This window comes from Peribacillus simplex (genome assembly GCF_030123325.1).
Taxonomy (GTDB): Bacteria; Bacillota; Bacilli; order Bacillales; family DSM-1321; genus Peribacillus; species Peribacillus simplex_D.
This window is the reverse complement of sequence record NZ_CP126106.1, coordinates 5,684,257-5,709,742: the sequence shown is the minus strand read 5'-3', so window position 1 is coordinate 5,709,742 and position 25,486 is coordinate 5,684,257. Positions and strand designations below refer to the sequence as shown.

Here is a 25,486-nt window from a genome sequence, read left to right as displayed (position 1 = left end):
ATATCACAATTGAGGCGGTTGGGAGGTACCCTGCATGAAGGTTTTGGTGGTAGAAGATAATGTTTCATTATTAGAGTCGATCCGACAGATTCTGACGGATGAATATGAAGTGGATACAGCGGATAATGGGGAAGATGGGCTATTCATGGCTCAGCAAAGTATATACGATATCATCATTTTGGATGTAATGCTTCCGGGAATCGATGGATTTGAAATCGTACGGAAAATCAGGGAAGCAAAAATAGATACTAGTGTCTTGTTTTTGACGGCAAAAGATGCACTTGAGGATCGTGTCAGAGGATTGGAAATGGGTGGCGATGATTATTTAGTCAAGCCGTTTCAGGCACCGGAACTTAAGGCCAGGATTCGTGCCCTGCTTCGAAGGAGTGGCATTATAACGCTTGAGCAGCATGTGAAATACCGCAATATTGAACTGTTGGAAAAAGAAAAGGATATTTTGATTGATGGAAAGGTCATTAAAATGACTTTGAAACAGTTTGAATTACTGGAATACCTAATTCAAAATAATGGGAAAATACTGACCCGTGAGCAGATTTTCGACCGCATTTGGGGGTTTGATTCAGATACGACGATCGCCATCGTTGAAGTGTTCATCCATCACCTTAGAAAAAAATTGGAACCTTTCAATTACCATAAAGATATTCAAACCGTTCGGGGTATTGGTTATATGCTAAAACAACCATAAGGGGATCATTATGTTCCAAAAAACACGGCTTCAACTAACACTATTGAATTCTATCGTCTTTATTGTTTTAATAGCCATTTTAAGCAGAATGATTTATTTCTATACGGAAAATCAAATCTATAAGGATGTCAATGATTCACTTAACCTGGATTATAGTGATTTCAATAATGGCGGCAGGCCAGGCGGACGTCCGCAAGGTGAGTTTCTCTTAGGTCCGGGGCCAAGCGTAATCGTTTGGGGACCGGATGATACGATCATTGAGCCAAGACTGAGTGTAGACAATTTTATTAAAATTAATGAATCGGAATTTTACCCTGAAAGATTTGATGAGATTGAAGAAATATCGGTAAACGGGCAAACGTTTCGTGCACTTTCCACCAAGGTCGATACGGAGTATGGAGAGATGACTGTACAATTCATCAGGAATGTGGATACAGAAAAAGAAATGCTTGATCGCTTGCTGCTCATATTGTTTGTTGGTGGAGGAATTGGAAGTCTAGTGGCGGTAGGCGCAGGCTATCTCCTGGCTGGACGGGCCCTGATTCCGGTCAAGAAATCCTGGGATCAGCAACAGCAGTTTGTCTCGGATGCTTCGCATGAAATTCGAACGCCGCTTGCCGTCATTCAATCGCGGGCTGATTTGCTATTTCAATCACCGAACGCGACAATCGAGGAAAAAGCCGTTGATATATCCATCATTTCTAAAGAAGTCCGCCGATTGAATAAGCTTGTTAACGGACTTTTGACCTTGACCAGAACGGATTCGAATCAAATGGAGGTTAAGAAATCGAACTTTTTCCTTGATGACTTACTTATGGATATCGTGGAACAGTATACGGATATAGCATCTTTTCAAGAGAAATCAATCATTAGCCATGCCCCCGAACAGGTGGTGTTTCATGGCGATAAAGAGAGAATTCATCAGCTATTGGTGATCTTGGTGGATAATGCGATGAAATTCACAGAGGAAGGCGGGGAGATTTCCCTATCCTGCATCAAGAATGCTTCATCCATCATCCTTACTGTAGAGGATAATGGAAAAGGCATTCCGCAGGAAGATCTCCCCTTGATTTTTAACCGTTTTTACCAAGTGGAGCAATCCCGTTCAGCAAATGAAGGATCCGGCTTAGGTTTATCCATAGCCAAATGGATTGTAAACACACATCAAGGGAACATCAAGGTTACAAGTGAACAGAATGAACGCACCCGTTTTGAAATCACTTTTCCGAGAAATCAAAGGAAAAATTAATCCACCAATAGATGCCATCCAATACGAAAAAGGCCCTTACTTTTCTCCTTGTTGCTTAAGGAAAAATTAAGGGTCTTTTTAGATAATCATCTTATAAATACATTTATTTTCGGAGGAGAATCATTGATGAAAAGACTTGGTAAGATCCACTTTTTGGTTGGAATATTGGCTTCGGTCCTTTTAATGGCCCAAGCAGTCCTCGGGATCATGATGTATGTGGATGGCAGCGGCAATGAACCCGTGAATCGACAGGCGATGATGGGTCAGCCTGCCGATCGCAGCACAACAGAAGCGGATGATACGGAAGAATCGGCTAATAGCAGTACGGCGACTGGCGATTCAACTTCAACTGCGGGAACGGCATCAAATGATATGCAGGGCACTCCACAAGGCGGGCCTAATGGTTCCGGGACTCCAGGAGAGATGCCAAGCGGTGGCGGTTTCCAAGGCAGAGGCTCTTTTGCAGGGAATTTTATCAACTTTTATCAAGGGGCAGGTGGCTTGGCCACCTCCATCATCATCTTTATCGTTGGAGGCGCTGGATTAGCGACGTCGGTGATATCCAGAAAAACAGCTGCCTAAATAGTGGATACGATTTAAGGAAAGAGAAGGTTCCCTTCGAGGGGAGCCTTCTTTTTTAATTCACGAAACCCTTCATTGTCACTAATTGTTATTTTAAAAAGGGAAATAATAATTGCACTTAAAAAAATATTAGTTTAATATAGACTTCTGGAGAGGTACGTACATGTATTTTGGATGAAAGAGAAAACGTTTGCATAAATTTTTTGAGGGTATCCTACTAGTAATGCACGAACATTAAATTCACCCTTAGTGGAGGCAGAATATATGAAATTCCTGATTGCAATTTTAGGCCTGCTTATTGTTTTTGGACTAGCTATCTTAGTCAGCAGTGACCGGAAGAAAGTTAAAATTAAACCGATCATCCTCATGGTGGTCATTCAGCTTATTTTAACTTATTTATTATTGAACACGAAGTTTGGTTTAGTGATCATCAATTCGATTGCCGATGGTTTCGGAAAACTTTTAGAATGGGCAAATGAAGGAATCACCTTTGTATTTGGCGGGATTGTAAACGAAGGAGCTTCACCATTCTTTTTAAATGTCCTTCTTCCTATCGTATTCATCTCAGCATTAATCGGGATTTTACAACACTTCAAGATCCTTCCGTTCATCATGAAGTGGATTGGATTCCTTCTAAGTAAAGTGAATGGGATGGGTAAATTGGAATCTTACAATGCGGTTGCATCAGCAATAGTGGGCCAATCCGAGGTTTTCATAACTTTGAAAAAACAACTCGGCGCCATTCCGCCATCTCGCATGTATACGCTTTGTGCATCAGCCATGTCAACTGTATCGATGTCGATCGTCGGTGCATATATGACGATGATTGAACCAAAGTACGTTGTGACGGCAATTGTTATTAACATGTTTGGTGGATTTATCATCGCATCCATTATCAATCCTTATACCGTAACGGATGAAGAGGATATTCTCCCTGTTGAAGAAGGGGCAGAGAAGCAGTCTTTCTTCGAAATGCTTGGGGAATATATCATGGATGGGTTTAAGGTTGCTATCACTGTAGCAGCGATGTTAATTGGTTTCGTTGCGTTAATCGCAGGGATCAACAGCGTATTCGACATGATCTTCGGAATCAGTTTCCAAGACATCATGGGGTATATCTTTGCACCTTTTGCCTTTATCATGGGTATACCGATTTCAGAAACCGTGACTGCTGGCGGAATCATGGCGACGAAACTGGTAACCAATGAATTCGTTGCCATGCTGAGCCTAGGGGAAGCATCATCAGCCTTGAGCGAAAGGACGATAGGGATCGTTTCGGTTTTCTTGGTTTCATTCGCTAATTTCTCATCTATTGGAATCATTGCCGGTGCAGTCAAAGGACTTCATGAAAAACAGGGGAATGTTGTAGCCCGTTTCGGCTTGAAGCTGTTATACGGTGCGACTCTTGTCAGCATCTTATCAGCGATCATTGTAAGTGTGATACTTTAATAAGGGATCTAACACAAAGGGCACTTAGGGTTTACTCCTAAGTGCCTCTTTTATATTTGTACAGCAAAGATAGAAAGTGATTTTTGAATTTGAAGGTGTTTGGCTTGCTGGTATATAATACATAAAATGACAGGCGTGAAAGGGGAGTTTTAGGATGACGACGGCTGGAAAAGAAACGGCAATCTTTGCAGGAGGCTGTTTTTGGTGCATGGTTGCTCCCTTTGATGAAATGGATGGTATTATTTCAGTGACATCAGGTTATACAGGCGGCAAATTTGCCGCGCCCAGTTATAAACAAGTGATTACCGGTTCGACTGATCATGTTGAAGCGGTGAAAGTGGTATTCGATCCATCAATCATTTCCTATAAAACGTTATTAGAGATATTTTGGCGCCAAATCGATCCTACGGATGACGATGGACAGTTCTCGGATAGGGGAAAGCAATACAAGGCAGCCATTTTCTATCTTAATGAACGTCAGAAACAGGAGGCAGAACAATCGAAGGAAGAATTAATGATGAGCGGTCGGTTTAAGAAACCTATAGTTACGGGTATTCTACCCACGGGGAAATTTTACGAGGCTGAGGAATATCATCAAGAATTCTATCGAAAAAATCAGTTTCGCTATGCATTGTATCGTAAAGGCTCAGGACGGGATGCTTTCATTAAAGAAAATTGGCCAAAGGATAATGCACACCTAAGAAAGACCTTAACGGAGAGCCAGTTCCATGTCACCCAGGAAAATGGCACGGAGCCGCCTTTCGATAATGCCTATTGGGATCACTTTGAAGAAGGCATCTATGTGGATGTCGTTTCTGGGGAGCCTCTATTCAGTTCGCGGGATAAGTATGATAGCGGTTGTGGGTGGCCAAGCTTCACCAAGCCCATCATGTCGGCAAGTGTCAATGAGAAAATGGATCTCAGCCACCGAATGACCCGGACCGAGGTGCGCAGCAGGGACGCCGATTCACACCTTGGACATGTTTTCCCTGATGGCCCAAGTCCTAAAGGCACGAGATATTGCATAAACTCTGCGTCCCTTCGATTCATTCCTAGAAATGAAATGGAGAGAGAGGGATATGGAGATTTATTAATACTTTTTAAAATGAAATAACTAGTGAGATAGGGGAGCACAAATGGATAAAATAGATGAAAATTTATATCGATATATCCTTGATAACTCATCCAAGATTACGGAAAACTGGCTGGCTTTAAGGGAAAAGCAGTCTGGATCCATCTATTCAATGGATTCTGATGCGGAAATCGAAAAGCTTCTTAGAGAACAGAATACATTGACCATCAAGACAGTGACAAGTGCTTTACTTGAAGATAAAACTGCTTTTATTGATACGATGGAGCAGTGGGCCACACTTGTTGCGAAGAGCAGGGTTGAATCGGACACCCCCATTTACGAAGTGTTGGAAGCACTTAATAAGGTTCGTGAAACATATTGGGCATTCATCACTGATTATATGCTCATGGATACGAAGATAACGAAGGATATAATCATCCGATGGAGCCGGCTTATTAATGGTGCCTTCGATCAATTGAACCGTGAGTTCACTGAGCAGTATTACCTTTTGACAAAAGTACGTTTACTTGCTCAACAGGAGCTGATTAATGAACTGGGTGCACCCGTCATTCCCATTGTTGATGCCATTGCGGTATTGCCGTTAATCGGTGAAATCGATACCTTTCGGGCAAAGGAAATTTTGAATGCGACTCCAAGCAAATGCATTAGCAAAAATGTCACTCACTTATTCATCGATTTATCTGGAGTCTCCCTTTTAGATACGATGGTTGCCCAACAGATCTATCAATTGATAAGTACCCTGAACCTGTTAGGCATTCAATCGACCATTTCCGGGATTCGTCCTGAAGTGGCCCAGACATCGATTCAGTTAGGTCTTGATTTTAGTCAGGTTTCGACACATAGTACTCTTAAACAGGCCCTTTCCAAGCAAGGGATTAAACTTTACGAGAAAAAATGACAGAAGGTACAGAGAATGAAAAAGAACCAGATTCGTCTAGGAATCTGGTTCTTTTCCGTGATTCTATAACTTGAATGAACTCTTCAACCCAACGATTTGGTTGAAGACCAAGTGATCGGCCGCAGTGAGTTTTGAATCAACATTATAATAGCCATGCCTGAAGAATTGGAATTTATCCTGAGGCTTAACATCTTTCATGTTAGGCTCGACAAATCCTTGTAAAATTTCTACAGAATCAGGGTTTACCCGGTCCAGGAATGATTTTTCTTCCTCTTCATCATTTTCTTTATCCAAGATTAAAGGCTGGTAGTTGCGGAACTCTGCTGAAACGGCTTGTGAAGCTTCGACCCAGTGCAATGTACCTTTTACTTTACGGCCAGTGAAGCCCGAACCGCTTTTCGTTTCAATGTCGTATGTGCAGCGAAGTTCAATGACGTTACCGGCTTCGTCTTTTATCACTTCTTCACATTTAATGAAATAAGCATGTTTCAAACGGACTTCATTGCCCGGGAAAAGTCGGAAATACTTTTTCGGCGGATTTTCCATGAAATCGTCCTGTTCGATATATATTTCACGTGAAAACGGGATTTGGCGTGTGCCCATTTCCGGAACTTCCGGATTGACCTCAGCATCCAGCCATTCTACCTCGCCTTCCGGATAGTTGGTGATGACCACTTTAAGCGGGTTTAGGATACCCATAGTCCGTGGAGCCTTCAGCTTTAAGTCTTCCCGCACGAAATGATCAAGCATTTGAGAGTCTACGACACCGCTTGTTTTTGCGACACCTATCTCTTGGCAGAATGCACGAATCGCTTCGGGTGTATACCCGCGTCTCCGCAAGCCTGAAATGGTAGGCATCCGTGGGTCGTCCCAGCCGTCCACGAAGCCCTCATCGACAAGCTGCTTCAGTTTTCGCTTGCTCATTACTGTATTGGTCAGGTTAAGACGGCCAAATTCATATTGTTTTGGCTTGCTTTCCATTTCACAATATTCAACGATCCAGTCATAAAGAGGGCGTTGATCTTCGAACTCAAGCGTACAAATGGAGTGTGTGACTCCCTCGATGGCATCTTCAATTGGGTGAGCAAAGGCGTACATTGGGTAGATGCACCATTTGTTGCCGGTATTATGGTGTTCAGTATGGGAGATACGGTATATGACGGGATCACGCAAATTGATGTTAGGCGAGCTCATATCGATTTTGGCACGCAATACTTTTGCACCGTTTTCGAATTCGCCGCTGCGCATCTTTTCAAATAGTTCAAGATTTTCCTCGACGGTTCTATTGCGGTAGGGGCTATCTTTTCCCGGCTCGGTCAGCGTTCCGCGATATTCACGGATTTGGTCGGCATTAAGGTCGTCCACATATGCAAGTCCTTTATTGATGAGCAGCACAGCTCTTTTATACATTTCATCAAAATAGTCGGAAGCGAAGAAAAGGTTATCCCAGTCGTAACCGAGCCATTTTACATCTTCCTTAATGGAATTGACAAACTCAATATCCTCTTTCAATGGATTCGTATCATCGAAACGAAGGTTAGTTTTCCCATTGAAATCATCAGCCACCCCAAAATTCAAAATGATTGATTTGGCGTGCCCGATATGTAAATATCCGTTCGGCTCAGGAGGGAAGCGGGTGATGACATGATCATGTTTTCCGGACTCTAGATCATCTTTTATAATATTTTTAATAAAATTCGAAGAGTTATTTTCCAACTGAATTCGACCTCTTTCATTTATATACTTCTTTTAATTTTACCTGTATATATACCATAAATACAGATATTTTTCCATGTTCGAGCCGGAATCAGGGTTATCTGAAACAATTTCATCAAGTATTTAGTTTGTACAATCAGAGCGAAAATATCCCTGGAAATTTGATCATGTAATTAAGGGAACGATCCATCTCGCGAATATAGAAAGCAAAATAAGCAATACAGGAAGTCACGTCTGTATTGCTTATAATGATGGTTGGTCTCTAGGACGAATTATTCTCGCTATTAGACAGATTATAGGATGGAAATCAAAAGACTGTCGTTTGCAAAAATTCTTTTGTCCGTTCTTCTTTTGGATTGGTGAAGAATTCTTTTGGCGGGCCGCTTTCGACAACCCTCCCATTATGCATGAAGACAATCCAATCCCCGACTTCACGTGCAAAACTCATTTCATGTGTAACGACTACCATTGTCATCCCTTCCAAGGCAAGTTCCTTCATCGTGGCAAGAACTTCCCCGACAAGTTCGGGATCCAGAGCCGAGGTAGGCTCATCAAAGAGCAGGATATCAGGCTTCATTGCAAGGGCACGGGCTATGGCGACACGCTGTTTCTGCCCACCTGAGAGCTTGCTTGGATAGACATCCGCTTTATCTGATAAGCCAACTTTGGCAAGCAATGCTTTTGCTTCCTCGATTGCCTGGGCCTTAGGGACTTTTTTGACGTGAGTCGGTGCTTCGATGACATTTTCAAGCACGGTCATATGCGGGAAGAGGTAGAAATGCTGAAAAACCATTCCGACTTTCTCGCGGATTTTATTAATATCATGGGTACCCGGTTGGACTTCCGTTCCTTCAATGAGGATTTGCCCGCTGTCTTTTTTCTCTAAATAATTCAAACAGCGAAGCAGGGTGCTTTTTCCGGAACCGCTTGGCCCGATCAGACAGACAACATCGCTATCCAGTACCTTCATATCAATATCTTTGAGTACATGCAGGTCTCCATACGATTTATTTAAATTCCTAATGCGAATCATTTCTTTTTGTTCCATTTCAATTCCCCCCTATCGATCACTAATGGAAAGTTTCTTTTCGAATAAATTGACGATGATGGTCAGTAATGCCACTAGAATCAAGTAGTAGACCGCTACAATCAGTAAATAAGTCATTTCATCGAAATTATTCGAACCTAATGTAGTCGCCACGTTAAACAGCTCATTCATCGAGATGAAGGCTGCCAGTGATGAATCTTTCAGCCCGATGATGAATTGGTTGCCTAGCGGCGGCAATGCGCGACGGAAGGCTTGAGGTAAGATGATCCTTCTTAATGTGAGCGATTTGCTCATGCCAAGGGAGCGTCCGGCTTCCATTTGGCCTTTATCGATGGATTGGATCGTACCACGTAAAATTTCAGAGATATAAGCTCCATTATGGAAGGCCAAGGCAAGTGATGCCGCCCAGAAGTCCGGCAGTAAGAAGAGATTGCTGATACCGAAATATAGTATGAATATCTGTACGATTAGCGGTGTTCCCCGTACCAGGAATACATATGTATCTGAAATCCAGGCAAGAATTTTTATATTGGAAATTTTTAAAAGTGCAAATAGCAATCCGATGACGATTCCTACCAATATGGAGACTACCGTCAGTTCCAATGTGAGGAGCATGGCTCGGATGAATACGTCCGAGGAGTTAAATAATGTATCAAAAAAATGTGAAAAACTTGGCAATGTAATGACTCCCTTTCTATCAATCTTTATTCAGGCTTGGTTGTGATGTCCTCACCAAAGTACTTTTTGCTGATTTCCGCAAGCGTTCCATCTTCCCGGAGGTTTTCAAGTGCTTCGTTAATGCGTGCAAGCAGCTGAGGGTTGTCGTTAGGCAGTACGATGGCCTGCTCGCTTCGTTCGATCAATTGCCTGCCTTCGATGTCGAAACCTTCCTTGGTAGCTTCCTTGCCGGTTACGAAGTCGGTGATGACGGCATCATGACGTCCTCCGCTCAATGCTTTCAGGGCGGTGATATCACTGTCATAGGTTTTTACATTGGTTGTATATTTTTCTGCTGTGGTTGCGTACGTGGAGCCTTTAGAAGCCGCAACTTCCTTTCCCTTTAAATCTTCGACCGTTTTAATATCACTGTCTGAGCGGACGAAAATTTGAGGACCTGAGTAGTAATAAGGGGTCGAGAAGGCAACATGTTTACTTCGTTGTTCATTGATTGTATGACTGGCAACCGCGGCATCTGCCCGACCGGTTTTGACACCTTCCACGATGCCTTTGAATTTTATCCGTTTAGGTACTGGCTCCAGGTCCAGTTCCTTTGCTATTGCATCGCCGACCTCAATATCGAATCCAGTTACGGTCATGTCATCATTGACATAACTGAATGGCTTGAATTCGCCTGAGGCAGCGAAAACAAACTGGTCCTTATTGATCAGCTTACTTCCATCCTCCAGCTGGTCCTTTTCAGCACAGCCGGACAGAAGACCGAGAACAGCCAAAATGGATACAATGAATGTAACTGATGATTTCATGATAATTTCATTTCCCCCTTTGAAAAAACTAATAGAATGGTCTATACCCTTATGGGGCAGTGAATAACCTTATTATCTAGGGAAAATAAAACTGGAATAAAATGGTGGCCCGGTTCATGCCGTCCGTTTCATTCAAGAATCCCCTTCACTATGCATTTCATAAAGGTTCTCGACCTTTGCCTTCATTTCCTTCCAAATTACCGGTAAATTCCTAAAAAAATGACAAAAATTATTTAATGGAGAAAGAAATTTAGGTTAGTTTCAGCTCTAGATAGGAATTCGACATAATTAGGATGAAGATTAAGAATCTATCAAAAGAGAAAAACTGATGAATGGGATGGGATAAAACTGGAGGATTTCAAGAAAGGGCCATGTTGTCTGCCAACAAAATCCCGCATTGAATGGACTGACTTTAATTTTGCCCATGAATTGAAGTATAATATAGCAAAATAGAAGAAGGGCAGTTGGGAAAATGGTTAGCAACTTTGTGCAAGAACAGTTACAGGAGTTTCGCGAAAAGAATCAAGATAGAGGCCGTTTGATTATAAAGTGTCCGGACCGGCCAGGAATTGTTTCGACAGTTACTGCCTTTCTTAAAGAATATGATGCAAATATTGTTGAATTGAGTCAGTATTCGATGAATCCTGAGGGCGGTACCTTTTTCACCAGGATCGAATTCGATTGTCCGGGATTGAAGGATAGGGCAGCGGATATGCAGCAGGCATTCCAGGAAGTTTCGACAGCATTCTCCATGCAATGGACATTTAACCATGTGAGTGATTTGAAGAGGACTGCAATCTTCGTTTCCAAGGAACCGCATTGTCTTCTGGAATTGCTATGGGAGTGGCAAAGCGGGGATTTATTAGCTGATATTGCGCTGGTCATCAGTAATCATGAAGACACGAGGCAAATTGTCGAATCGATGGGCATCCCATTTTATTACATTCCTGCAAATAAGGATATACGTAGGGAAGTGGAGACAAAACAGCTTGGACTTCTGGAAGAATTCAAAGTGGACCTTATTATATTGGCCAGGTATATGCAGATATTGACGCCGGACTTCGTAGCGGCCCATCCAAACAAAATCATCAATATACATCATTCATTTTTACCTGCATTCATTGGAGCACGGCCTTATGAAAGAGCTTATGACAGAGGTGTTAAGCTGATTGGTGCGACTTCCCATTATGTGACGAATGATTTGGATGAAGGCCCAATCATCGAGCAGGATATTGAACGTGTGGACCATCGTGATTCTGCTGGGGATATGAAGAAAATCGGTCGTTCAGCTGAACGCAGGGTGCTGGCACGTGCCGTTAAATGGCATTTGGAGGACCGCGTCCTTGTTCATGAAAATAAGACGGTAGTCTTTTAAAGTAAAACCCCCCATTGTTCATCAAGGGGGGTTTTTAGGATGGAATTTAGTGAGTGCTAGTACGTGTACTCCACCCTTACTGAGGCAGTGATGTTCAATTCACCAGGCTGAATCGGGGTAGTCGCCATTTTTGAAAAGGTACTTGTTTGGTAAAGCATCGGTGTTGCCGTTTCAGATAGCTCTTCAACCTTATTAGGGACTGGGTTCAATGTTATTCCCAGTGTTCGGGCCATGGAGAGTGCTTTTTCGTATGCATTTTTTAAAGCGAGAGAAAGTGCCTGGTTATAGTATGCATCTGGGTTGGATAAAGAGAAGCGGATGCTGGTGATTGAATTGGCACCACTTCTGACGGCCGTGTCGATTATGCTGCCTATTTTCTCGATGTCGGTCGTTTGGGCTTGGATGATGTGCTGGACTTTGTAGTTCTTGAACAATTCCTTTCCGTCAATATAATCATATTGCGGATCGATTCTGTAATCACTCGTTTTCAATTGCTCTTCGGGTATGCCTGCGGATTTAAGTGACGCGATGACATTTGCGATTGCTTGGGAATTGGCTTGCTGGGCCTTTTGCGGGTCCTTATCCTCTGTTATGACTCCTAGGGTGATTGTGGCTTGATCCGGAGCAGCGGATAGCGTCTCTGAGCCGGAAACTTTCAATGTATGTTCATCGTTGCGGTAATGAACCTCATCGGGGGCATTGTATTCTTTCATTTTGTGACACCAGCCTTTTTTAAAAGAGATAATCTCACCCTATTGTACGAATTATGAACGGGAAACATGATTGAAATATCCCCATTGTCATTAATTCGGTCGAATGATCACAAAAAAACACTCGGCCTGGACCGAGTGCGCATTACTTATGAATGACTTGAACCCTGCCAACCTGGCCATCAGTCAATCTTACTTTAATTCCATGAGGGTGAGTGCTGGAGTTGGTCAAAATATCCTTTACAGTGCCGCTTGTCAGTTTTCCGCTCCGTTGATCTGCTTTAAGTACAATGTCCACAGAGGCACCTGGGGTAATGTCCTTCCGATTTTTACCGTTCATTTCAATTCAATCCTTTTCAGAGTTATTTGCAACCATTCAACAACCATGCAGTAACTTCAGTATAAGGAAAACAGCGGACCGAGTCGACTATTAGATAAAATCACGATGACCATCAGCGTATTTTTTTCAATGGTTCGACAGCAGGGCCATTCAACACTTCACCAGCAATGGAGTAGCGGGAGCCATGGCATGGGCAATCCCAAGTACGGTCACCGCTATTCCAGGCAACTTCACACCCCATGTGCGTACATGTGGAATCAACGATATGAAGCTGGCCATCATGATCACGGTAACACCCAGCCTTGTCTCCATTCACCTTCACGATTGCTCCTTCATCAATTCCTATGTCTTCAGGCGTTTTATGAATGACGGCCAATTTGCCTTTGATCAAATGCTTCGCTACATCAGCATTATCTTGGACTATATTCTTCATGCCTTTTAAACGGGCGGGGTCATACAAGTCTGCATACCGGTTATCCCTTTGCAAAACCCGGTCAGTTAAGATCTTGGCAGCAATCGACCCATTCGTCATTCCCCATTTCGCATAGCCGGTAGCTATCAGAACGTTTGGATTATTGGATGTCACTGGTCCAACGAAGGGGATCTTATCCGGTGTCACAATATCTTGTGCCGACCAGCGGTAGGGAATGTCCTTCACATCGAAATATTGGGAACTGAAGTCCTTCAGTGCTTCATAATGCTCGATCATCGAGACTCCCTGGCCAGTTTTATGACCATCCCCGCTGACCAGTATCAGTTTTTCCCCATTGTCCAATTCCGTATAGCGAAGGGAGCGGGTAGGGCTGTCTGCGCTGTAATACATCCCACCGGGATATTCCTGTTCAGTCCTGATTCCAAGTACATAGGACCTATCTACATGGACACGGGCAAAGTATAAGCCCTTTTCATCATTAAAAGGGAAGTGGGAGGCAACGATTACTTGATTGCTTTTGATTGTATGTCCAGTATCGGTCAGAACGGTAGGTGGATCGCCGTCTTCAATCTTCATTGCCGTTGTCCGTTCATAAATTTTGCCTCCACTTTCGACAATTGTCGAAATGAGGGCAGTTAAGTATTTTAACGGGTGAAACTGTGCTTGATCTTTCATGATCACAGCAGCTTTAGAAGGGATGGAGAAAGGGATACTCTCTGCATAATCACCCCGAATGCCGAGTTTTTGATAGGCTTTCAGTTCATTTTGAATTTTGATTTTATATTCATCTGTATTTGCGTAGACATAGGCATCCTGTGCAGTCAAATTACATTCAATGGAATGTTCTTCTACCAAGTCTTTGATTAGCTTCATTCCATCTGCATTGGCTTCATAATAAAGTTTGGCCTTCTCTTCGCCATGGTCAGTGATCAATTGGTCATAAATCAAGCCATGTTGGGCCGTGATTTTTGCTGTAGTGTGTCCTGTCGTTCCAGTTAGGATTTCGCCTGCATCAATCAGAGTGACTTTTACACCTTGTTTCGCTAGTAGATAAGCAGAAGTGATTCCAGTAATTCCGCCGCCTACTATTAAGACATCAGAGTTTATATCTGTTTCTAGTTTAGAAAAAGATGGGAAAGTTAACGCGCTGCGCCAATAGGGTTCCGGAAATCGGGGAAGGTCTGTATTTTTTTCAGTCATTTAAATACCTCCATACAGTTCATTAGTGAATTGTCCATTTATTACCATACCCAAATTCGCTATTTATACGCTTATTTTTGTAAGAAGAAAGAGTGGAAAAATACATTATTTGGTTTGTTTACAAAAATGTATACATGTAAACAAAAATAGATGTAACGTATACAAATGAGTAAACATGTTTACAAACACGTACACGTGGCTATATATTAAGATGTATACATACTTGTTCCTATTGTAAACAATTTGAAAGCAATTCGACAAATATAGCTACAACATATGAAGGATTGACTATCGTGAAAAATTTTTCAGCCTCCAGAATCGTGGAGAGGAGGGCCGTTAAATATTTTTAAAGGCGTGAAACTGCGCATGGATCATGGAAGATTTACAAGGAAAGGAGAAAGGGATCTCTTCTGCATAATCTCTGTGATGGCCAGTTTCGATAGTTTTTAGTTCTTTTTTAATTTTCCTTTTATATTTATCAGTATTCGCTTGAATATAGGTATCTATTGTGGTGTCAAATTACATTCAATAGAATGTTCTTCTGCCAAGGCTTTGATTAGCTCGTTCCTTACATAAGATTGGCTTTCTCTTCATCATGTTTTAGTGAACAAACAAATCGTAAATCAGGCCATGCTATGTACCATTGTTCCATTAAGGATTTCACCAGCCTCTATCAGTGGAACTTTAATACCTTGTTTAGCGGAGTGATCCCTGTAATTTTGCTGCCTACAATTAGGATGTCAGTGGTTTTAAAAAACGAAGGGGAATTTAATGCACTGCGCCAAGCCAATAGGGTTCCCGAGTGGGAAGTTTCTGTTTGTTCTCAGTCATTTGAGTATCTCCATACAGTTCATTAGTGGATTTTCCATTTATTACAATATCCTAATCTGCTATTTACACGCTTATTTTTGTAAGAAGAAAGAGTAAAAAGATGCAGTATTTGGTTTGTTTGCAATTACGTATACATGTAAACAAAAATAGATGTAATGTATGCAAATAGGTATACATGTTTACAAATATGTATACCTGTCTATATATAAGGGTGTATACATAAATGTTCCTATTGTAAACAATTTGAAAACAATTCGACAAATATAGCTACAACTAATGATGCATTGACTATCATGGATACTTTTCCTATCCTTAAAGGGAATGCTTCACTTAAAATTTTTTTTCAATAAAAAAGGGGATGTTTTTAAATGAGTTCTAGAATCGCGGCAGTAGACGTAGGAAATGATGCTATCAAAGCTATTTTTGGAAAGCTAGAGTCTGAACTTTATATACCGAACGTCATTGCAAAAGACATAGAGGATCGTCCGGTCATCGGGATTGAGGAACTTAATGAAAAAAATCCATTAGAAGGAATCCATATTAGGGTTCATTCACCAGCCCTTCAAGACAATAATGCGATTTATCGCGTTGGAAACTTGGCAACAAAAAGTGATAATCCGACAGAACTTGATTTAGGAAGCAGTAAATCGGAAGAAGATCAAACATTAGTCATGCTTTTTGCGGCACTTGCATTGGACGCTGCCAAGCAGGGGAATAATGATACATTCAAAAAAGTGAATAACGTTGTGGAAGCCAGCTACACGCTTGGAACAGGGTTGCCACTTCGGGAGGTTAAAGAAGGGAAAGACGTCGGTTACCGCTCGAAATTACTTGGTTCCGTCCATCAGGTGGAATTTTTAATTACTCCTAAATATCAGGGCATAAAGGTTAATATCAAGTTCGATGAAGTGAAAGTCTATCCAGAGGGCTTCGCTGCATACATAAACTTGGTCATGGATAAAGATTTGAATATCATTAACCGTGAATTAATAGATAGAAGAATACTCATCCAGGATATCGGTGGCCTATCGACAGATATCGCGGTCATTAAAAATCGTAAAGTTGACGATGACAAGGCACAAGGATTCAATTTGGGAGTAGCTGAAGCACTTGAATCAATTCGTGAAGAAATCAGGAAGAAACATGGTGTCGAGTTGGATAGCAGGCGCGATGTCGTAGAAATCATCACGAAGAAAAATGATCGCAATCATATTATGGTTCGCGGGAGCCGGACAAGCGTCCATGATATCGTTGACCGTATTTTGGGAGAACTGGCCAAAAAGCAATATCGCCACCTGCGCAACGTATGGCAAAAAAATTCACAAACGGAAATCTGCTATTTTGTAGGCGGGGGATCGATTGTCCTGAAAGATTACTTGAAAACATTGAATCAAAATTTCGATGGCTACAATATAGACTTTTTCGAAGATGAACGGGAAAGCGTTTGGATGATGGCAAACGCCTATTATAAATTGATTTCGGATTTTAATCGCCGGAATGCAAAGGAACAGAATCAGTCCCAACAAAAGAAGAAAGAACAAAGAACGGGTTCCATTAAATAGGTGAGAGAATGAAAAAAACAGCTTCTTCTGAAATTAAAAGAGGGCAAGCCATCACTTTTCGTATCCCTTCGGATGTATCAGACTATACGTTAAGACAGCTGCAGAAATTGAAGGAAACGGAAAGAAGGAATTTTTCCAGTAAAATTGCCGAGTATGTTCTCGATGGAGTCGGGCAATCCACCCATCAGGATCGGGAAATGATTTCCCTGCCCATGCCGAACAAGCTAAGCAAATCTCAGCGTGATTGGCTCAAGCATTCCCACTCAGAAGCTATGCTTGGAACGATTATGTACAACCTTTTATCCGATCCTTTACGCGCTACCGCCTTGCTTGCCTCTTTGAACAGTAATGGATCGAATGAGGAATATATGCAGGCTGAGCTTGAAGAAAAGGTAGTGGAGAAGGTCAAAGAAGACTTACCTAAGAAAGATCTGGATGACTTTGATTGGAATTTGGATCAACCCGCACAACAAGAGGAAGAACCGGAAGAGGAAAATCTTGACGATCTCCTGGGTGATTTCCTTGATCAAATGAACCAGTGAACATGTAGGAGGATATCCGACGATAAGTCGGATATCCTCCTTTTTCTTTGCAGGGATTATAAAAAAAGAGGAACCACAATGGATCCCTCTTAAAATGATCAAGCCAGGAAAATCAGTTGGTAAAGGAATAAAATGGCAAACATGTATACGAACGGATGCACTTCCCGGAATTTGCCCCTTGCCATTTTTAAAATGGGGTAGGAGATGAATCCGAGTGCTATCCCGTTGGCGATGCTTGATGTTAAAGGCATGGCGACAATGACCAAAAAGGCTGGGAATGATTCATCAAAATGTGTCCAGTCAATTTCATTAATGCTTTTAATCATCATGCTTCCGACGATGATCAAGCTAGGTGCCGTAATTGCCGCTACATTTGAGACAGCTCCTATCAGTGGGCTGAAGAAGGCGGTCATCAAGAAAAGGATGGCCACAACCAACGCGGTTAAACCGGTCTTGCCACCCGCTCCTACGCCAGCTGATGATTCAACTGAGGCAGCGGTCGGGCTTGTACCGAACATGGCACCAACAGTAGTGCCGATGGAATCTGCAAAGAAGGCACAGCCGGATTTTTCAAGCTTATTATCCTTCAGCAATCCAGCTTGACGGACTATGCCTAATAAAGCACCGGTCGTATCGAAAAGCATTACAAGCAAAATGGAGAAGACGACGCCATAAAGGCCGTAGTTAATGACATCGGAGATAGATGTGATTGGATTGGCGACTATAATCCCTTCAGGTAATGTAGGGGTTGAAACTAGACCGTTAATTTCCAATTGGCCTGTAAAGAAAGCGATTATGGCAGTCACGATCATTCCGATGAATATCGCTCCCTGCACATTGCGGACGATCAGCACGATCGTTATGACCAAACCAATCAATGTAAGCGCCACACTAGGGTCCCTGAAGCTTCCAAGGGTAACCAGGTTGGATTCATGCTGTGTTACGACACCTGACAAGCGAAGTCCGATGAAGGTGATGAAAAGTCCGATTCCGGCACTGATTGCATGCTTCAAGTTATTTGGGATGGCCTCGATCAATTTTGAGCGGAAAGAGGTCAGGGATAAAAGGATAAAGATGATACCGGTAACAAAGACTGCAGAGAAGGCAACTGTGTATGAAATATCATGGGTTCCCAATACCGAGTATGCAAAATAGGCATTCAATCCCATTGCCGGTGCTATGACAATAGGGTAATTGGCTAATAGGGCCAGGCTTAGGGTACCGATTATTATTGCGATTATGGTTGCGGTGAATGCCTGGTCGAATGGAACGCCGGCATCAGAAAGGATCATTGGGTTTACAACGATGATATAAGCCAAAGTTAAAAAGGTTGTAAGCCCCGCAAGTACTTCTGTCTTAATATTTGAATTCCGTTCTTTTAATTTAAACATGCGGTCACTCCTTTTTTATATACAAAAAATCCTTGCAAAAAACTACAAGGATGAGATGCTTACCCTTTAATTTAAAGTAAGTAGCTCGATTGGATAATCTTATAAATTATATTAGAAAAACAACTAAAGTACAATAGGATGAAAAATTTTAAGGTACAGGTTTTCTCGAAAATAGATAATGATATACTAACAATTAGCTTAGACTAAGGAATATGACATTAAGTGAAAGAAGCTGTTACCATTTCAGTGGATTTATCAGTCAATTAATTGAAGAAATTCAGAAAGTAGGTCCATACATGACAGAATTCATCGACCTTGGCGTCAGCCCGGCGATTAACATGATATTAAAGCAAATAGGAATATCCGCCCCTACCCCTATCCAGGAGAAATCGATACCGGATATCCTTGCTGGAAGGGATGTCATCGCGAAGGCTCAAACGGGGACGGGGAAGACTTTGGCATTTTTGCTGCCAATCCTGGAAAAAGTAGATCCCGCCGCATCCCACATACAATCCCTGATCGTTACGCCAACCAGGGAATTGGCTTTGCAAATCACTGCTGAATTGAAGAAATTCGCTAATGAAATGGAAGGACTTCAAGTGCTCGCAGTTTATGGCGGACAGGATGTCGAGCAGCAAATGAAAAAACTGACAAGAAACATCTCCGTGGTGGTCGCCACGCCAGGCAGGCTATTAGATCATTTACGAAGAGGCACCATCGATTTATCACAAACTGGAACACTCGTGCTGGACGAAGCCGATCAAATGCTACATATTGGATTTTTACCAGAGGTGGAAGAAATCATGGGGCAGCTTCCAGAGGAGCGCCAAACGTTGCTCTTTTCAGCGACGATGCCTGAACAGGTGCATCAATTGGCTAAACGCTATATGACTAAACCATTAACTGCAGCGGTGAAGGCCGAGCAAGTAACGGTAGAGAAAATCAGGCAGCTAGTCATCGAGACCACCGATCGTGCCAAACAGTCTTCATTAATCAACATGATCAAAGAAGAACAACCATACCTTGCGATCATATTTTGCCGTACAAAACGCCGCGTTTCGGTTTTGAATGATGCCATGAAGGCAGCTGGATTCAATTCTGAAGAACTTCATGGTGACCTTTCACAGGCAAAACGGGAACGTGTCATGAAAAACTTCAGAGACGCAAAGCTTCAATATTTAGTGGCAACGGACGTTGCTGCACGAGGACTCGATGTAGAAGGCGTGACACATGTGTTTAATTATGATGTTCCCGAGGATGCAGAAAGTTACATCCACCGAATTGGCCGGACGGGCCGAGCGGGTGAGAATGGCTTGGCAGTAACTTTCATAGCAACGAAGGATTTACAGCTTTTAAGCGAGATTGAAAAAGGGATTTCCATGAAAATCGAAAGAAGGACGATTGAAGGAGTGAAAATGTTCCAACCCGATGAGGTGAGGCAAAAAAGGAAACGCCATGAAGACTCTTCTGGTGAGGGTACCCGCCGACCGCGTTCGGGAGGGGGAAGGAAACACCGGGAACGGATAGATACGAGGGGACCGAATCGAGGCAGTCACCGTTCTGTAAATCAAGCGGACAATCGTGAATCCGAGAGGGAGAAACCACGGGGAGGCCGGATGGAAAACAGCCGCGGACCTAGACGTGAGGATTCACAAGGAGGCCGGATGGAAAACAGCCGCGGACCAAAGCGGGAGAACCCCCGGGGTGGCCGGTTGGAAGACAGCCGTGGACCAAAGCGGGAGAATCCGCGGGGTGGCCGGTCGGAAGATAGCCGTGGACCAAAGCGTGACAATCCACGAGGAGATCAAAGAGACAGCCGTAGAGCAAACAGCATACAAGGGCCAAGTAATCTTAGAGGTGGATCTGGCAGCAGACCCAATAGAGGGAGAAACCGGTAAAAGGGGGAGACGGGAGTGGAAAAGCCTTGGTTGGCAGAATATCCGGTTTCGCTGGAGCTAGCGGGGAAATTGATCATGCTGCAGTTTCCGGAAATTGAGTTGAAAGAGATCAAGCAACTAGGGGAGGGCTTCGATAACACGGTCATACAAATCAATGGGAAATTTGTATTCCGTTTCCCCCGCCGCCCTATTGCGGTTACGTTGATTCAAGTGGAAAGTCAGCTTTTGCCTTCCATTGCAGGCACTTTTCCGCTTGCTATCCCTGAACCGATCTTTTTTGGGAAACCAAGTACACTGTATCCGTATCCTTTTACCGGTTATAAAATGGTAAAGGGACACTTGCCTGTAGAAGGATCGGTGGCAAATAAGGCCGAATCGGCAAAAAGGTTTGCCCATTTTTTGAAAGCTCTCCACGGTTTCCCTGTGGAAAGGGCTATGCGTTTAGGTGTGCAGCCTGATGGGATGATGAGGCTTGATATATCCTATCGTAAGAAATCGCTAATGGAAAATGTCTCGAATCTATTAAAGCTAGGGTTCTTTGAACAGGCGCATGCGGTTAAGGATTTTGTTGAAACCTTAGGTGAATTGGATGTTCAGCACCCGATTTCACTCGTTCACGGAGACATTCATATCCGGAATGTTTTACTTGATGACGAAGGCGTTCTCGCGGGTATCATTGATTGGGGAGATGTTCATGTCGGGAATCCAGCCATTGATTTCTCCTTTTTATACAGTTATTTCCCCAAAGAGGTGCGCAGGGCTTTTTTTGATATCTATGGTGAAATCGAAAAGGAAACAGAGAGTTTAGCCCGGTTCAGAGCAATATATATGCTTGTTACATTACTCGTTTATGGAATAGACCGCCATGATGAAGAACTGATTGCCATTACGAGTACCGGTTTGAAATTTGCTATAGAAGAATAATTGTCATGTTCTTTTGATGTTTAGGAGGTTCATATGAAGGCAAGTTATTATCATTCAATCACATTAATGGCGAACATGTTGGATCAAGCTAACATCCCATACCAATTTACAGGTCGATCCGCTCTGTTCGTGCAAGGAGTGGATATCGGTGAGTATAAGAAAATCGATATTGATGTACAATGGGATGTCTTTAATGAGGCTTTGGATCTTTTTTCCGAATACGCACCAACAAAGCCTGAAAGAAGTCCTGAGACTGCCTCCTTTCTAATGGATGTCGAGGGGGTTTCTGCCGCTGTGCGCTGCCGGTTTAACACGACCATTAAAACGGACCCTTATCGTTTGTCCATTAAGATGGGGGATATGGAGGTTTGGTGCAGGTCGTTATACAGTTATCTATACGAAGAAGAAATGAGAAAGTGCAGTTCCGAGATCCATGCTTACTTATCTGCCGAGCAGAAGGGGTTCACAGCGGAAAATGAACAGGCGTGGAACCAGAATAATTATTTAGCGCTGGTCAATCGTTATGGAGATCCCGTGGAATTGGCATCCAAAATCAAGCAAAACCCAAAATGGAGACTGCACCCTTTTTATAAATATATGGGAGAAACATCCGGTAAAAAAATCACTCATTTGATGGGATCGAACGGTGTTAAAGCAGTTGCCCTAGCCATATTGGGAGCTGAAGTGAAAGTAGTTGACTTTTCCCAGGAAAATGCAATGTTTGCAAATGAGCTGGCCAGTGGGGCCAATGTCTCCATCGAGTATATCGTTTCGGATGTCCTTTCACTATCATCCGAGCATGAATCAGGGAATCAGGATTTGGTTTTAATGGAGCTCGGTGTACTTCACTACTTAATAGATCTGCAGCCTTTATTTGAAAAAATTAAAAAGATGCTGAAACCTGGAGGCCGATTCGTCCTGCATGAATTTCACCCGATTTCAACAAAGCTCATTACTTCAAATGGTAAAAAACATAAAATAACAGGCAACTATTTCGCTCCGGCAATCGAAAATAATGAGGTCGCTTTTTCGAAGCATATGCCGGATGAGGAAAAAGGGAGCCTTTCAAGAGTTGTACAGCGTAAATGGACAATCGGGGAACTGGTAACGTCAATAGGTCAATCAGGGCTTGTTATTAAAGTGCTCGAGGAAGAACCGAATCATAAAATCCATGATATTGGGCTTCCGAAAACATTTACCTTGGTGGCGGAACGAGTGTAGGGATGCAGTCAAAAGTGTTATGCGTATAAAAAGGATGTCTCCATGCCTCAGATAAAAACATAAAATTTTAAACAATCAGGAGGAACCTTTTATGAGTAAAATTTATATCATTCATGAAAATGAGGAATGGACTGCCCATTTAACCAAAAGAATGAATGAGTTAGAACTTCCCTATGAAGAATGGCATCTTGATCAGGGTGTGGTGGATTTAACAGAGGAACCGCCTGAGGGCGTTTTTTATAGCCGTATGAGTGCAAGCTCACATACTCGTGGGCACCGATTTGCGCCTGAAATGACAGAATCTGTGCTAGCGTGGCTTGAACAGCATAATCGTACAGTCTTCAATGGGTCACGAGCGCTTCGTTTGGAGGTCAGCAAAGTCAATCAATATACGGCACTGACAAAGGCTGGAATTAAGACTCCGAAAACGATCGCAGCTGTAGGTAAGGAAAATATCATGAAGGCAGCAGAGAAATTAAATGTCGCTTCGTTTATCACGAAACATAACCGTGCAGGTAAAGGACTCGGTGTTCAATTATTTCACTCAGTAGAAGCATTGAAACATTATGTGGAAGGTCCAGAATTCGATGAACCAGTTGATGGGATTACATTAATTCAGGAATACATAAAAGCGCCGGAGCCATTTATCACCCGTTGTGAATTCGTGGGTGGCAAGTTTATTTATGCGGTAGAGGTTGATACATCCGAAGGCTTCGAGCTTTGTCCGGCAGATGCATGCCAAATTGGTGACTTATTCTGCCCGATCGGTGAAGAGGTAGAAGAAAAACCAAAATTTCAAATTGTGCAAGATTTTCATGATCCGATTATTGAAAAATATGAAGCGTTTTTAAAAGCGAATGAAATTTCGATTGCAGGAATTGAATTCATTCGTAACAGCGATGGTGAAATCTACACGTATGACATCAATACCAATACGAATTATAACAGTGACGCTGAGGAAGCAGCAGGCCAATATGGCATGCTTGAATTAGCGAAGTTTCTAGGATCCGAATTGGCGAAATAAAACTTGAACAAATAAAATAAAAAAAGTGTTGCTGACTGAATGGGTGATTTTATAACCATTTCAGTCTTTTTTGACATAAAAAGAAGGTGCCCCGTCTCAAGCGGGCACCCTCTAAATAGACCAAGTTAATTATTGTTCGACCATTCCTCTACATCCCATACCTTGGTTACCCAATCTTCATAGAAATCAGGTTCATGGCATACGAGGACAATCGTTCCTTTATACTCTTTCATTGCACGTTTCAGTTCTTCTTTTGCAACTACATCCAAATGGTTGGTCGGTTCATCGAATAACAGCCAATTGCTTTCGGTAAGCATGAGTTTACATAGGCGCACTTTTGCTTGTTCCCCACCGCTTAAATGGCTCATCGGACGTGTAATGTGCTCGTTTTTCAATCCGACACGGGCAAGGATCGCACGTACCTGCGGTTGGTCCAGGTGCGGGAATGCATTCCATACTTCATCGATTGGCGTCGTATCGCCTGCTTTCACTTCCTGTTCAAAATAAGAAGAGAAAAGGAAGTCCCCAAGTGATCTTTTACCGCCTAGAGGATCGATTTTACCCAAAATCGTTTTTAAAAGAGTGGATTTACCAACTCCGTTACAGCCGACCACGGCAATTTTCTCTCCTCGTTCGATGGTCATGGATAGCTTCGGAAGCAACGGGCGGTCATATCCGATTTCCAGATCTTCACCTTCAAAGACATAACGGCTGCTCGCACGTGATTCTTTAAAGTCGAAAGTAGGTTTCATTGCAGTTTCTGGACGATCGATACGTTCCATGCGATTCAATTGCTTTTGACGGCTCTTTGCCCGGCCGGTCGTTGAATAGCGGGCTTTATTTTTTGCAATGAAATCTTCCTGCTTTTTAATGAATTCGCGCTGTTTTTCATATGCGTTAATATGTTGATTTTTATTCAATTCAGCCAGCTCAAGGAATTTTTCATAAGTTGCCGTGTAACGGGTCAGTTTAGAAAATTCAAGATGGAAGATGACGTCAACGACGCCGTTCATGAACTCGGTATCATGCGAAATCAATAGAAATGCATGTGGATATTCCTTTAAGTAGCTGCTCAGCCAGCGGATATGCTCCACATCCAAGTAGTTGGTTGGCTCGTCGAGCAGCAGGACTTGCGGTTGTTCCAATAGTAACTTCGCCAATAAAACCTTTGTCCGTTGCCCGCCGCTTAGGGCAGAGACATCACGGTCCAACCCGATTGCATCCAAACCTAAACCGCGTGCCGCTTCTTCAATTTTAATATCGAGATTGTAAAAACCGCCGGCTTCCAGCTTGTCCTGGATTTCACCCATTTGTTCCAAGAGTTCTTCAAGTTCTTCCGGAGTGGCCGTACCCATTTTTTCTGTAACTGCATTCAGTGCTTTTTCCTGCTCGAATAAAGGCAAGTATGCATCCCTTAAGACGTCGCGAATCGATTTACCTTTAGAAAGTATCGTATGTTGATCAAGATAGCCATATTCGACACCAGGTGTCCATTCCACCCGGCCATCATCATGGATGAGTTGTCCTGTAATGATATTCATCATCGTTGACTTCCCGACACCATTCGCCCCTACCAGGCCTACATGTTCACCGGCCATCAGGCGGAAGGATACATCCTTGAATAAGGTGCGGTCGCCAAAGCTGTGTGCTAATTTATCTATAGAAAGTAAGCTCATTTTATATTGAACCTCCCAATTAATTTGAAAAAATCCCTACGTTTCATCATACTAAAATCTGCACGGGATTGCTATCTAATCTATTAATTTACATATATGTGGGTGCGGGAAGCACAATCGATCCGATGCCATGC

22 protein-coding genes are annotated in these 25,486 nt (G+C 42.7%); 13 read left to right on the top strand and 9 right to left on the bottom strand.

Annotated features, from left to right (window positions below):
• The first annotated feature begins 34 nt into the window (after positions 1-34).
• The 6 genes from QNH43_RS27245 to QNH43_RS27220 all read left to right on the top strand — a co-directional run bounded on the left by QNH43_RS27245 (position 35) and on the right by QNH43_RS27220 (position 5,977).
• Entirely contained in the window at positions 35-706 is a 672-nt protein-coding gene (locus QNH43_RS27245) for a response regulator transcription factor (RefSeq protein ID WP_076368458.1), read from the top strand.
• Between the two features lie 10 nt (positions 707-716).
• Positions 717-1,955 carry a sensor histidine kinase gene (locus tag QNH43_RS27240; RefSeq protein WP_283916408.1) on the top strand — a complete coding sequence of 413 codons (1,239 nt, stop codon included), beginning with the start codon at positions 717-719 and terminating at the stop codon, positions 1,953-1,955.
• Between the two features lie 126 nt (positions 1,956-2,081).
• A complete protein-coding gene (locus tag QNH43_RS27235) occupies positions 2,082-2,537 on the top strand; it encodes a hypothetical protein (RefSeq protein ID WP_283916407.1) in 456 nt (151 codons plus the stop codon).
• A 264-nt stretch (positions 2,538-2,801) separates the two neighbouring features.
• Entirely contained in the window at positions 2,802-3,986 is a 1,185-nt protein-coding gene (locus QNH43_RS27230; protein WP_283916406.1) for a NupC/NupG family nucleoside CNT transporter, read from the top strand.
• A gap of 154 nt (positions 3,987-4,140) precedes the next feature.
• Positions 4,141-5,100: a peptide-methionine (R)-S-oxide reductase MsrB gene (msrB, locus tag QNH43_RS27225; protein WP_076368454.1), complete on the top strand. Its 960-nt coding sequence runs from the start codon at positions 4,141-4,143 to the stop codon at positions 5,098-5,100.
• Positions 5,101-5,122: 22 nt separating this feature from the next.
• Positions 5,123-5,977, top strand: a complete 855-nt coding sequence (locus tag QNH43_RS27220) for an STAS domain-containing protein (protein ID WP_283916405.1) — start codon at positions 5,123-5,125, stop codon at positions 5,975-5,977.
• 63 nt (positions 5,978-6,040) lie between these two features.
• Here the strand turns inward: QNH43_RS27220 and QNH43_RS27215 are convergent, their stop codons facing one another.
• From QNH43_RS27215 to QNH43_RS27200, 4 genes are all read right to left on the bottom strand, one after another.
• Entirely contained in the window at positions 6,041-7,693 is a 1,653-nt protein-coding gene (locus QNH43_RS27215; RefSeq protein WP_283916404.1) for a glutamine--tRNA ligase/YqeY domain fusion protein, read from the bottom strand.
• A gap of 307 nt (positions 7,694-8,000) precedes the next feature.
• Entirely contained in the window at positions 8,001-8,741 is a 741-nt protein-coding gene (locus tag QNH43_RS27210; protein ID WP_076368451.1) for an amino acid ABC transporter ATP-binding protein, read from the bottom strand.
• A 12-nt stretch (positions 8,742-8,753) separates the two neighbouring features.
• Positions 8,754-9,419 carry an amino acid ABC transporter permease gene (locus tag QNH43_RS27205; RefSeq protein WP_283916403.1) on the bottom strand — a complete coding sequence of 222 codons (666 nt, stop codon included), beginning with the start codon at positions 9,417-9,419 and terminating at the stop codon, positions 8,754-8,756.
• Positions 9,420-9,445: 26 nt separating this feature from the next.
• Positions 9,446-10,225: a transporter substrate-binding domain-containing protein gene (locus QNH43_RS27200; RefSeq protein ID WP_076368449.1), complete on the bottom strand. Its 780-nt coding sequence runs from the start codon at positions 10,223-10,225 to the stop codon at positions 9,446-9,448.
• Between the two features lie 472 nt (positions 10,226-10,697).
• Here QNH43_RS27200 and purU point away from each other — a divergent pair, with 472 nt between their 5' ends.
• Positions 10,698-11,600: a formyltetrahydrofolate deformylase gene (gene purU / locus QNH43_RS27195; protein ID WP_283916402.1), complete on the top strand. Its 903-nt coding sequence runs from the start codon at positions 10,698-10,700 to the stop codon at positions 11,598-11,600.
• A 56-nt stretch (positions 11,601-11,656) separates the two neighbouring features.
• Here purU and QNH43_RS27190 read toward each other — a convergent pair whose 3' ends face one another.
• The 3 genes from QNH43_RS27190 to QNH43_RS27180 all read right to left on the bottom strand — a co-directional run bounded on the left by QNH43_RS27190 (position 11,657) and on the right by QNH43_RS27180 (position 14,283).
• Positions 11,657-12,313, bottom strand: a complete 657-nt coding sequence (locus QNH43_RS27190) for an SIMPL domain-containing protein (RefSeq protein WP_283916401.1) — start codon at positions 12,311-12,313, stop codon at positions 11,657-11,659.
• A gap of 142 nt (positions 12,314-12,455) precedes the next feature.
• On the bottom strand, positions 12,456-12,650 hold the full coding sequence (locus QNH43_RS27185; RefSeq protein WP_076368446.1) for a YwbE family protein: 195 nt from the start codon (positions 12,648-12,650) through the stop codon (positions 12,456-12,458).
• Positions 12,651-12,762: 112 nt separating this feature from the next.
• On the bottom strand, positions 12,763-14,283 hold the full coding sequence (locus QNH43_RS27180; protein ID WP_283916400.1) for an FAD-dependent oxidoreductase: 1,521 nt from the start codon (positions 14,281-14,283) through the stop codon (positions 12,763-12,765).
• A gap of 1,199 nt (positions 14,284-15,482) precedes the next feature.
• On the opposite strand from QNH43_RS27180, the gene QNH43_RS27175 reads away from it, so the two are divergent.
• Both QNH43_RS27175 and QNH43_RS27170 read left to right on the top strand, forming a co-directional pair.
• Positions 15,483-16,676 carry a ParM/StbA family protein gene (locus QNH43_RS27175; RefSeq protein ID WP_283916399.1) on the top strand — a complete coding sequence of 398 codons (1,194 nt, stop codon included), beginning with the start codon at positions 15,483-15,485 and terminating at the stop codon, positions 16,674-16,676.
• A gap of 8 nt (positions 16,677-16,684) precedes the next feature.
• A complete protein-coding gene (locus QNH43_RS27170; RefSeq protein ID WP_283916398.1) occupies positions 16,685-17,218 on the top strand; it encodes a hypothetical protein in 534 nt (177 codons plus the stop codon).
• A 98-nt stretch (positions 17,219-17,316) separates the two neighbouring features.
• On the opposite strand, the gene QNH43_RS27165 is transcribed toward QNH43_RS27170, so the two are convergent.
• Positions 17,317-18,609, bottom strand: a complete 1,293-nt coding sequence (locus QNH43_RS27165) for an NCS2 family permease (RefSeq protein WP_283916397.1) — start codon at positions 18,607-18,609, stop codon at positions 17,317-17,319.
• A gap of 296 nt (positions 18,610-18,905) precedes the next feature.
• Between QNH43_RS27165 and QNH43_RS27160 the strand changes: the two genes are divergently transcribed.
• The 4 genes from QNH43_RS27160 to QNH43_RS27145 all read left to right on the top strand — a co-directional run bounded on the left by QNH43_RS27160 (position 18,906) and on the right by QNH43_RS27145 (position 23,676).
• Entirely contained in the window at positions 18,906-20,507 is a 1,602-nt protein-coding gene (locus QNH43_RS27160; RefSeq protein ID WP_283916396.1) for a DEAD/DEAH box helicase, read from the top strand.
• A gap of 15 nt (positions 20,508-20,522) precedes the next feature.
• A complete protein-coding gene (locus tag QNH43_RS27155) occupies positions 20,523-21,431 on the top strand; it encodes a phosphotransferase (protein WP_283916395.1) in 909 nt (302 codons plus the stop codon).
• Between the two features lie 33 nt (positions 21,432-21,464).
• On the top strand, positions 21,465-22,652 hold the full coding sequence (locus QNH43_RS27150; protein WP_283916394.1) for a class I SAM-dependent methyltransferase: 1,188 nt from the start codon (positions 21,465-21,467) through the stop codon (positions 22,650-22,652).
• Between the two features lie 91 nt (positions 22,653-22,743).
• Entirely contained in the window at positions 22,744-23,676 is a 933-nt protein-coding gene (locus QNH43_RS27145; RefSeq protein ID WP_076368438.1) for an ATP-grasp domain-containing protein, read from the top strand.
• 125 nt (positions 23,677-23,801) lie between these two features.
• Here QNH43_RS27145 and QNH43_RS27140 read toward each other — a convergent pair whose 3' ends face one another.
• Positions 23,802-25,352, bottom strand: a complete 1,551-nt coding sequence (locus QNH43_RS27140; protein WP_283916393.1) for an ABC-F family ATP-binding cassette domain-containing protein — start codon at positions 25,350-25,352, stop codon at positions 23,802-23,804.
• Positions 25,353-25,486 lie beyond the last annotated feature (134 nt).

Coding starts and splice junctions, on each gene's coding strand:
- QNH43_RS27200 (WP_076368449.1), bottom strand. CDS start 10,225: ATGAAATCATCAGTTACATTCATTGTATCCATTTTGGCTGTTCTCGGT.
- QNH43_RS27220 (WP_283916405.1), top strand. CDS start 5,123: ATGGATAAAATAGATGAAAATTTATATCGATATATCCTTGATAACTCA.
- QNH43_RS27185 (WP_076368446.1), bottom strand. CDS start 12,650: ATGAACGGTAAAAATCGGAAGGACATTACCCCAGGTGCCTCTGTGGAC.
- QNH43_RS27245 (WP_076368458.1), top strand. CDS start 35: ATGAAGGTTTTGGTGGTAGAAGATAATGTTTCATTATTAGAGTCGATC.
- purU (WP_283916402.1), top strand. CDS start 10,698: ATGGTTAGCAACTTTGTGCAAGAACAGTTACAGGAGTTTCGCGAAAAG.
- QNH43_RS27145 (WP_076368438.1), top strand. CDS start 22,744: ATGAGTAAAATTTATATCATTCATGAAAATGAGGAATGGACTGCCCAT.
- QNH43_RS27180 (WP_283916400.1), bottom strand. CDS start 14,283: ATGACTGAAAAAAATACAGACCTTCCCCGATTTCCGGAACCCTATTGG.
- QNH43_RS27230 (WP_283916406.1), top strand. CDS start 2,802: ATGAAATTCCTGATTGCAATTTTAGGCCTGCTTATTGTTTTTGGACTA.
- QNH43_RS27140 (WP_283916393.1), bottom strand. CDS start 25,352: ATGAGCTTACTTTCTATAGATAAATTAGCACACAGCTTTGGCGACCGC.
- QNH43_RS27170 (WP_283916398.1), top strand. CDS start 16,685: ATGAAAAAAACAGCTTCTTCTGAAATTAAAAGAGGGCAAGCCATCACT.
- QNH43_RS27240 (WP_283916408.1), top strand. CDS start 717: ATGTTCCAAAAAACACGGCTTCAACTAACACTATTGAATTCTATCGTC.
- msrB (WP_076368454.1), top strand. CDS start 4,141: ATGACGACGGCTGGAAAAGAAACGGCAATCTTTGCAGGAGGCTGTTTT.
- QNH43_RS27165 (WP_283916397.1), bottom strand. CDS start 18,609: ATGTTTAAATTAAAAGAACGGAATTCAAATATTAAGACAGAAGTACTT.
- QNH43_RS27175 (WP_283916399.1), top strand. CDS start 15,483: ATGAGTTCTAGAATCGCGGCAGTAGACGTAGGAAATGATGCTATCAAA.
- QNH43_RS27235 (WP_283916407.1), top strand. CDS start 2,082: ATGAAAAGACTTGGTAAGATCCACTTTTTGGTTGGAATATTGGCTTCG.
- QNH43_RS27210 (WP_076368451.1), bottom strand. CDS start 8,741: ATGGAACAAAAAGAAATGATTCGCATTAGGAATTTAAATAAATCGTAT.
- QNH43_RS27190 (WP_283916401.1), bottom strand. CDS start 12,313: ATGAAAGAATACAATGCCCCCGATGAGGTTCATTACCGCAACGATGAA.
- QNH43_RS27160 (WP_283916396.1), top strand. CDS start 18,906: ATGACAGAATTCATCGACCTTGGCGTCAGCCCGGCGATTAACATGATA.
- QNH43_RS27150 (WP_283916394.1), top strand. CDS start 21,465: ATGAAGGCAAGTTATTATCATTCAATCACATTAATGGCGAACATGTTG.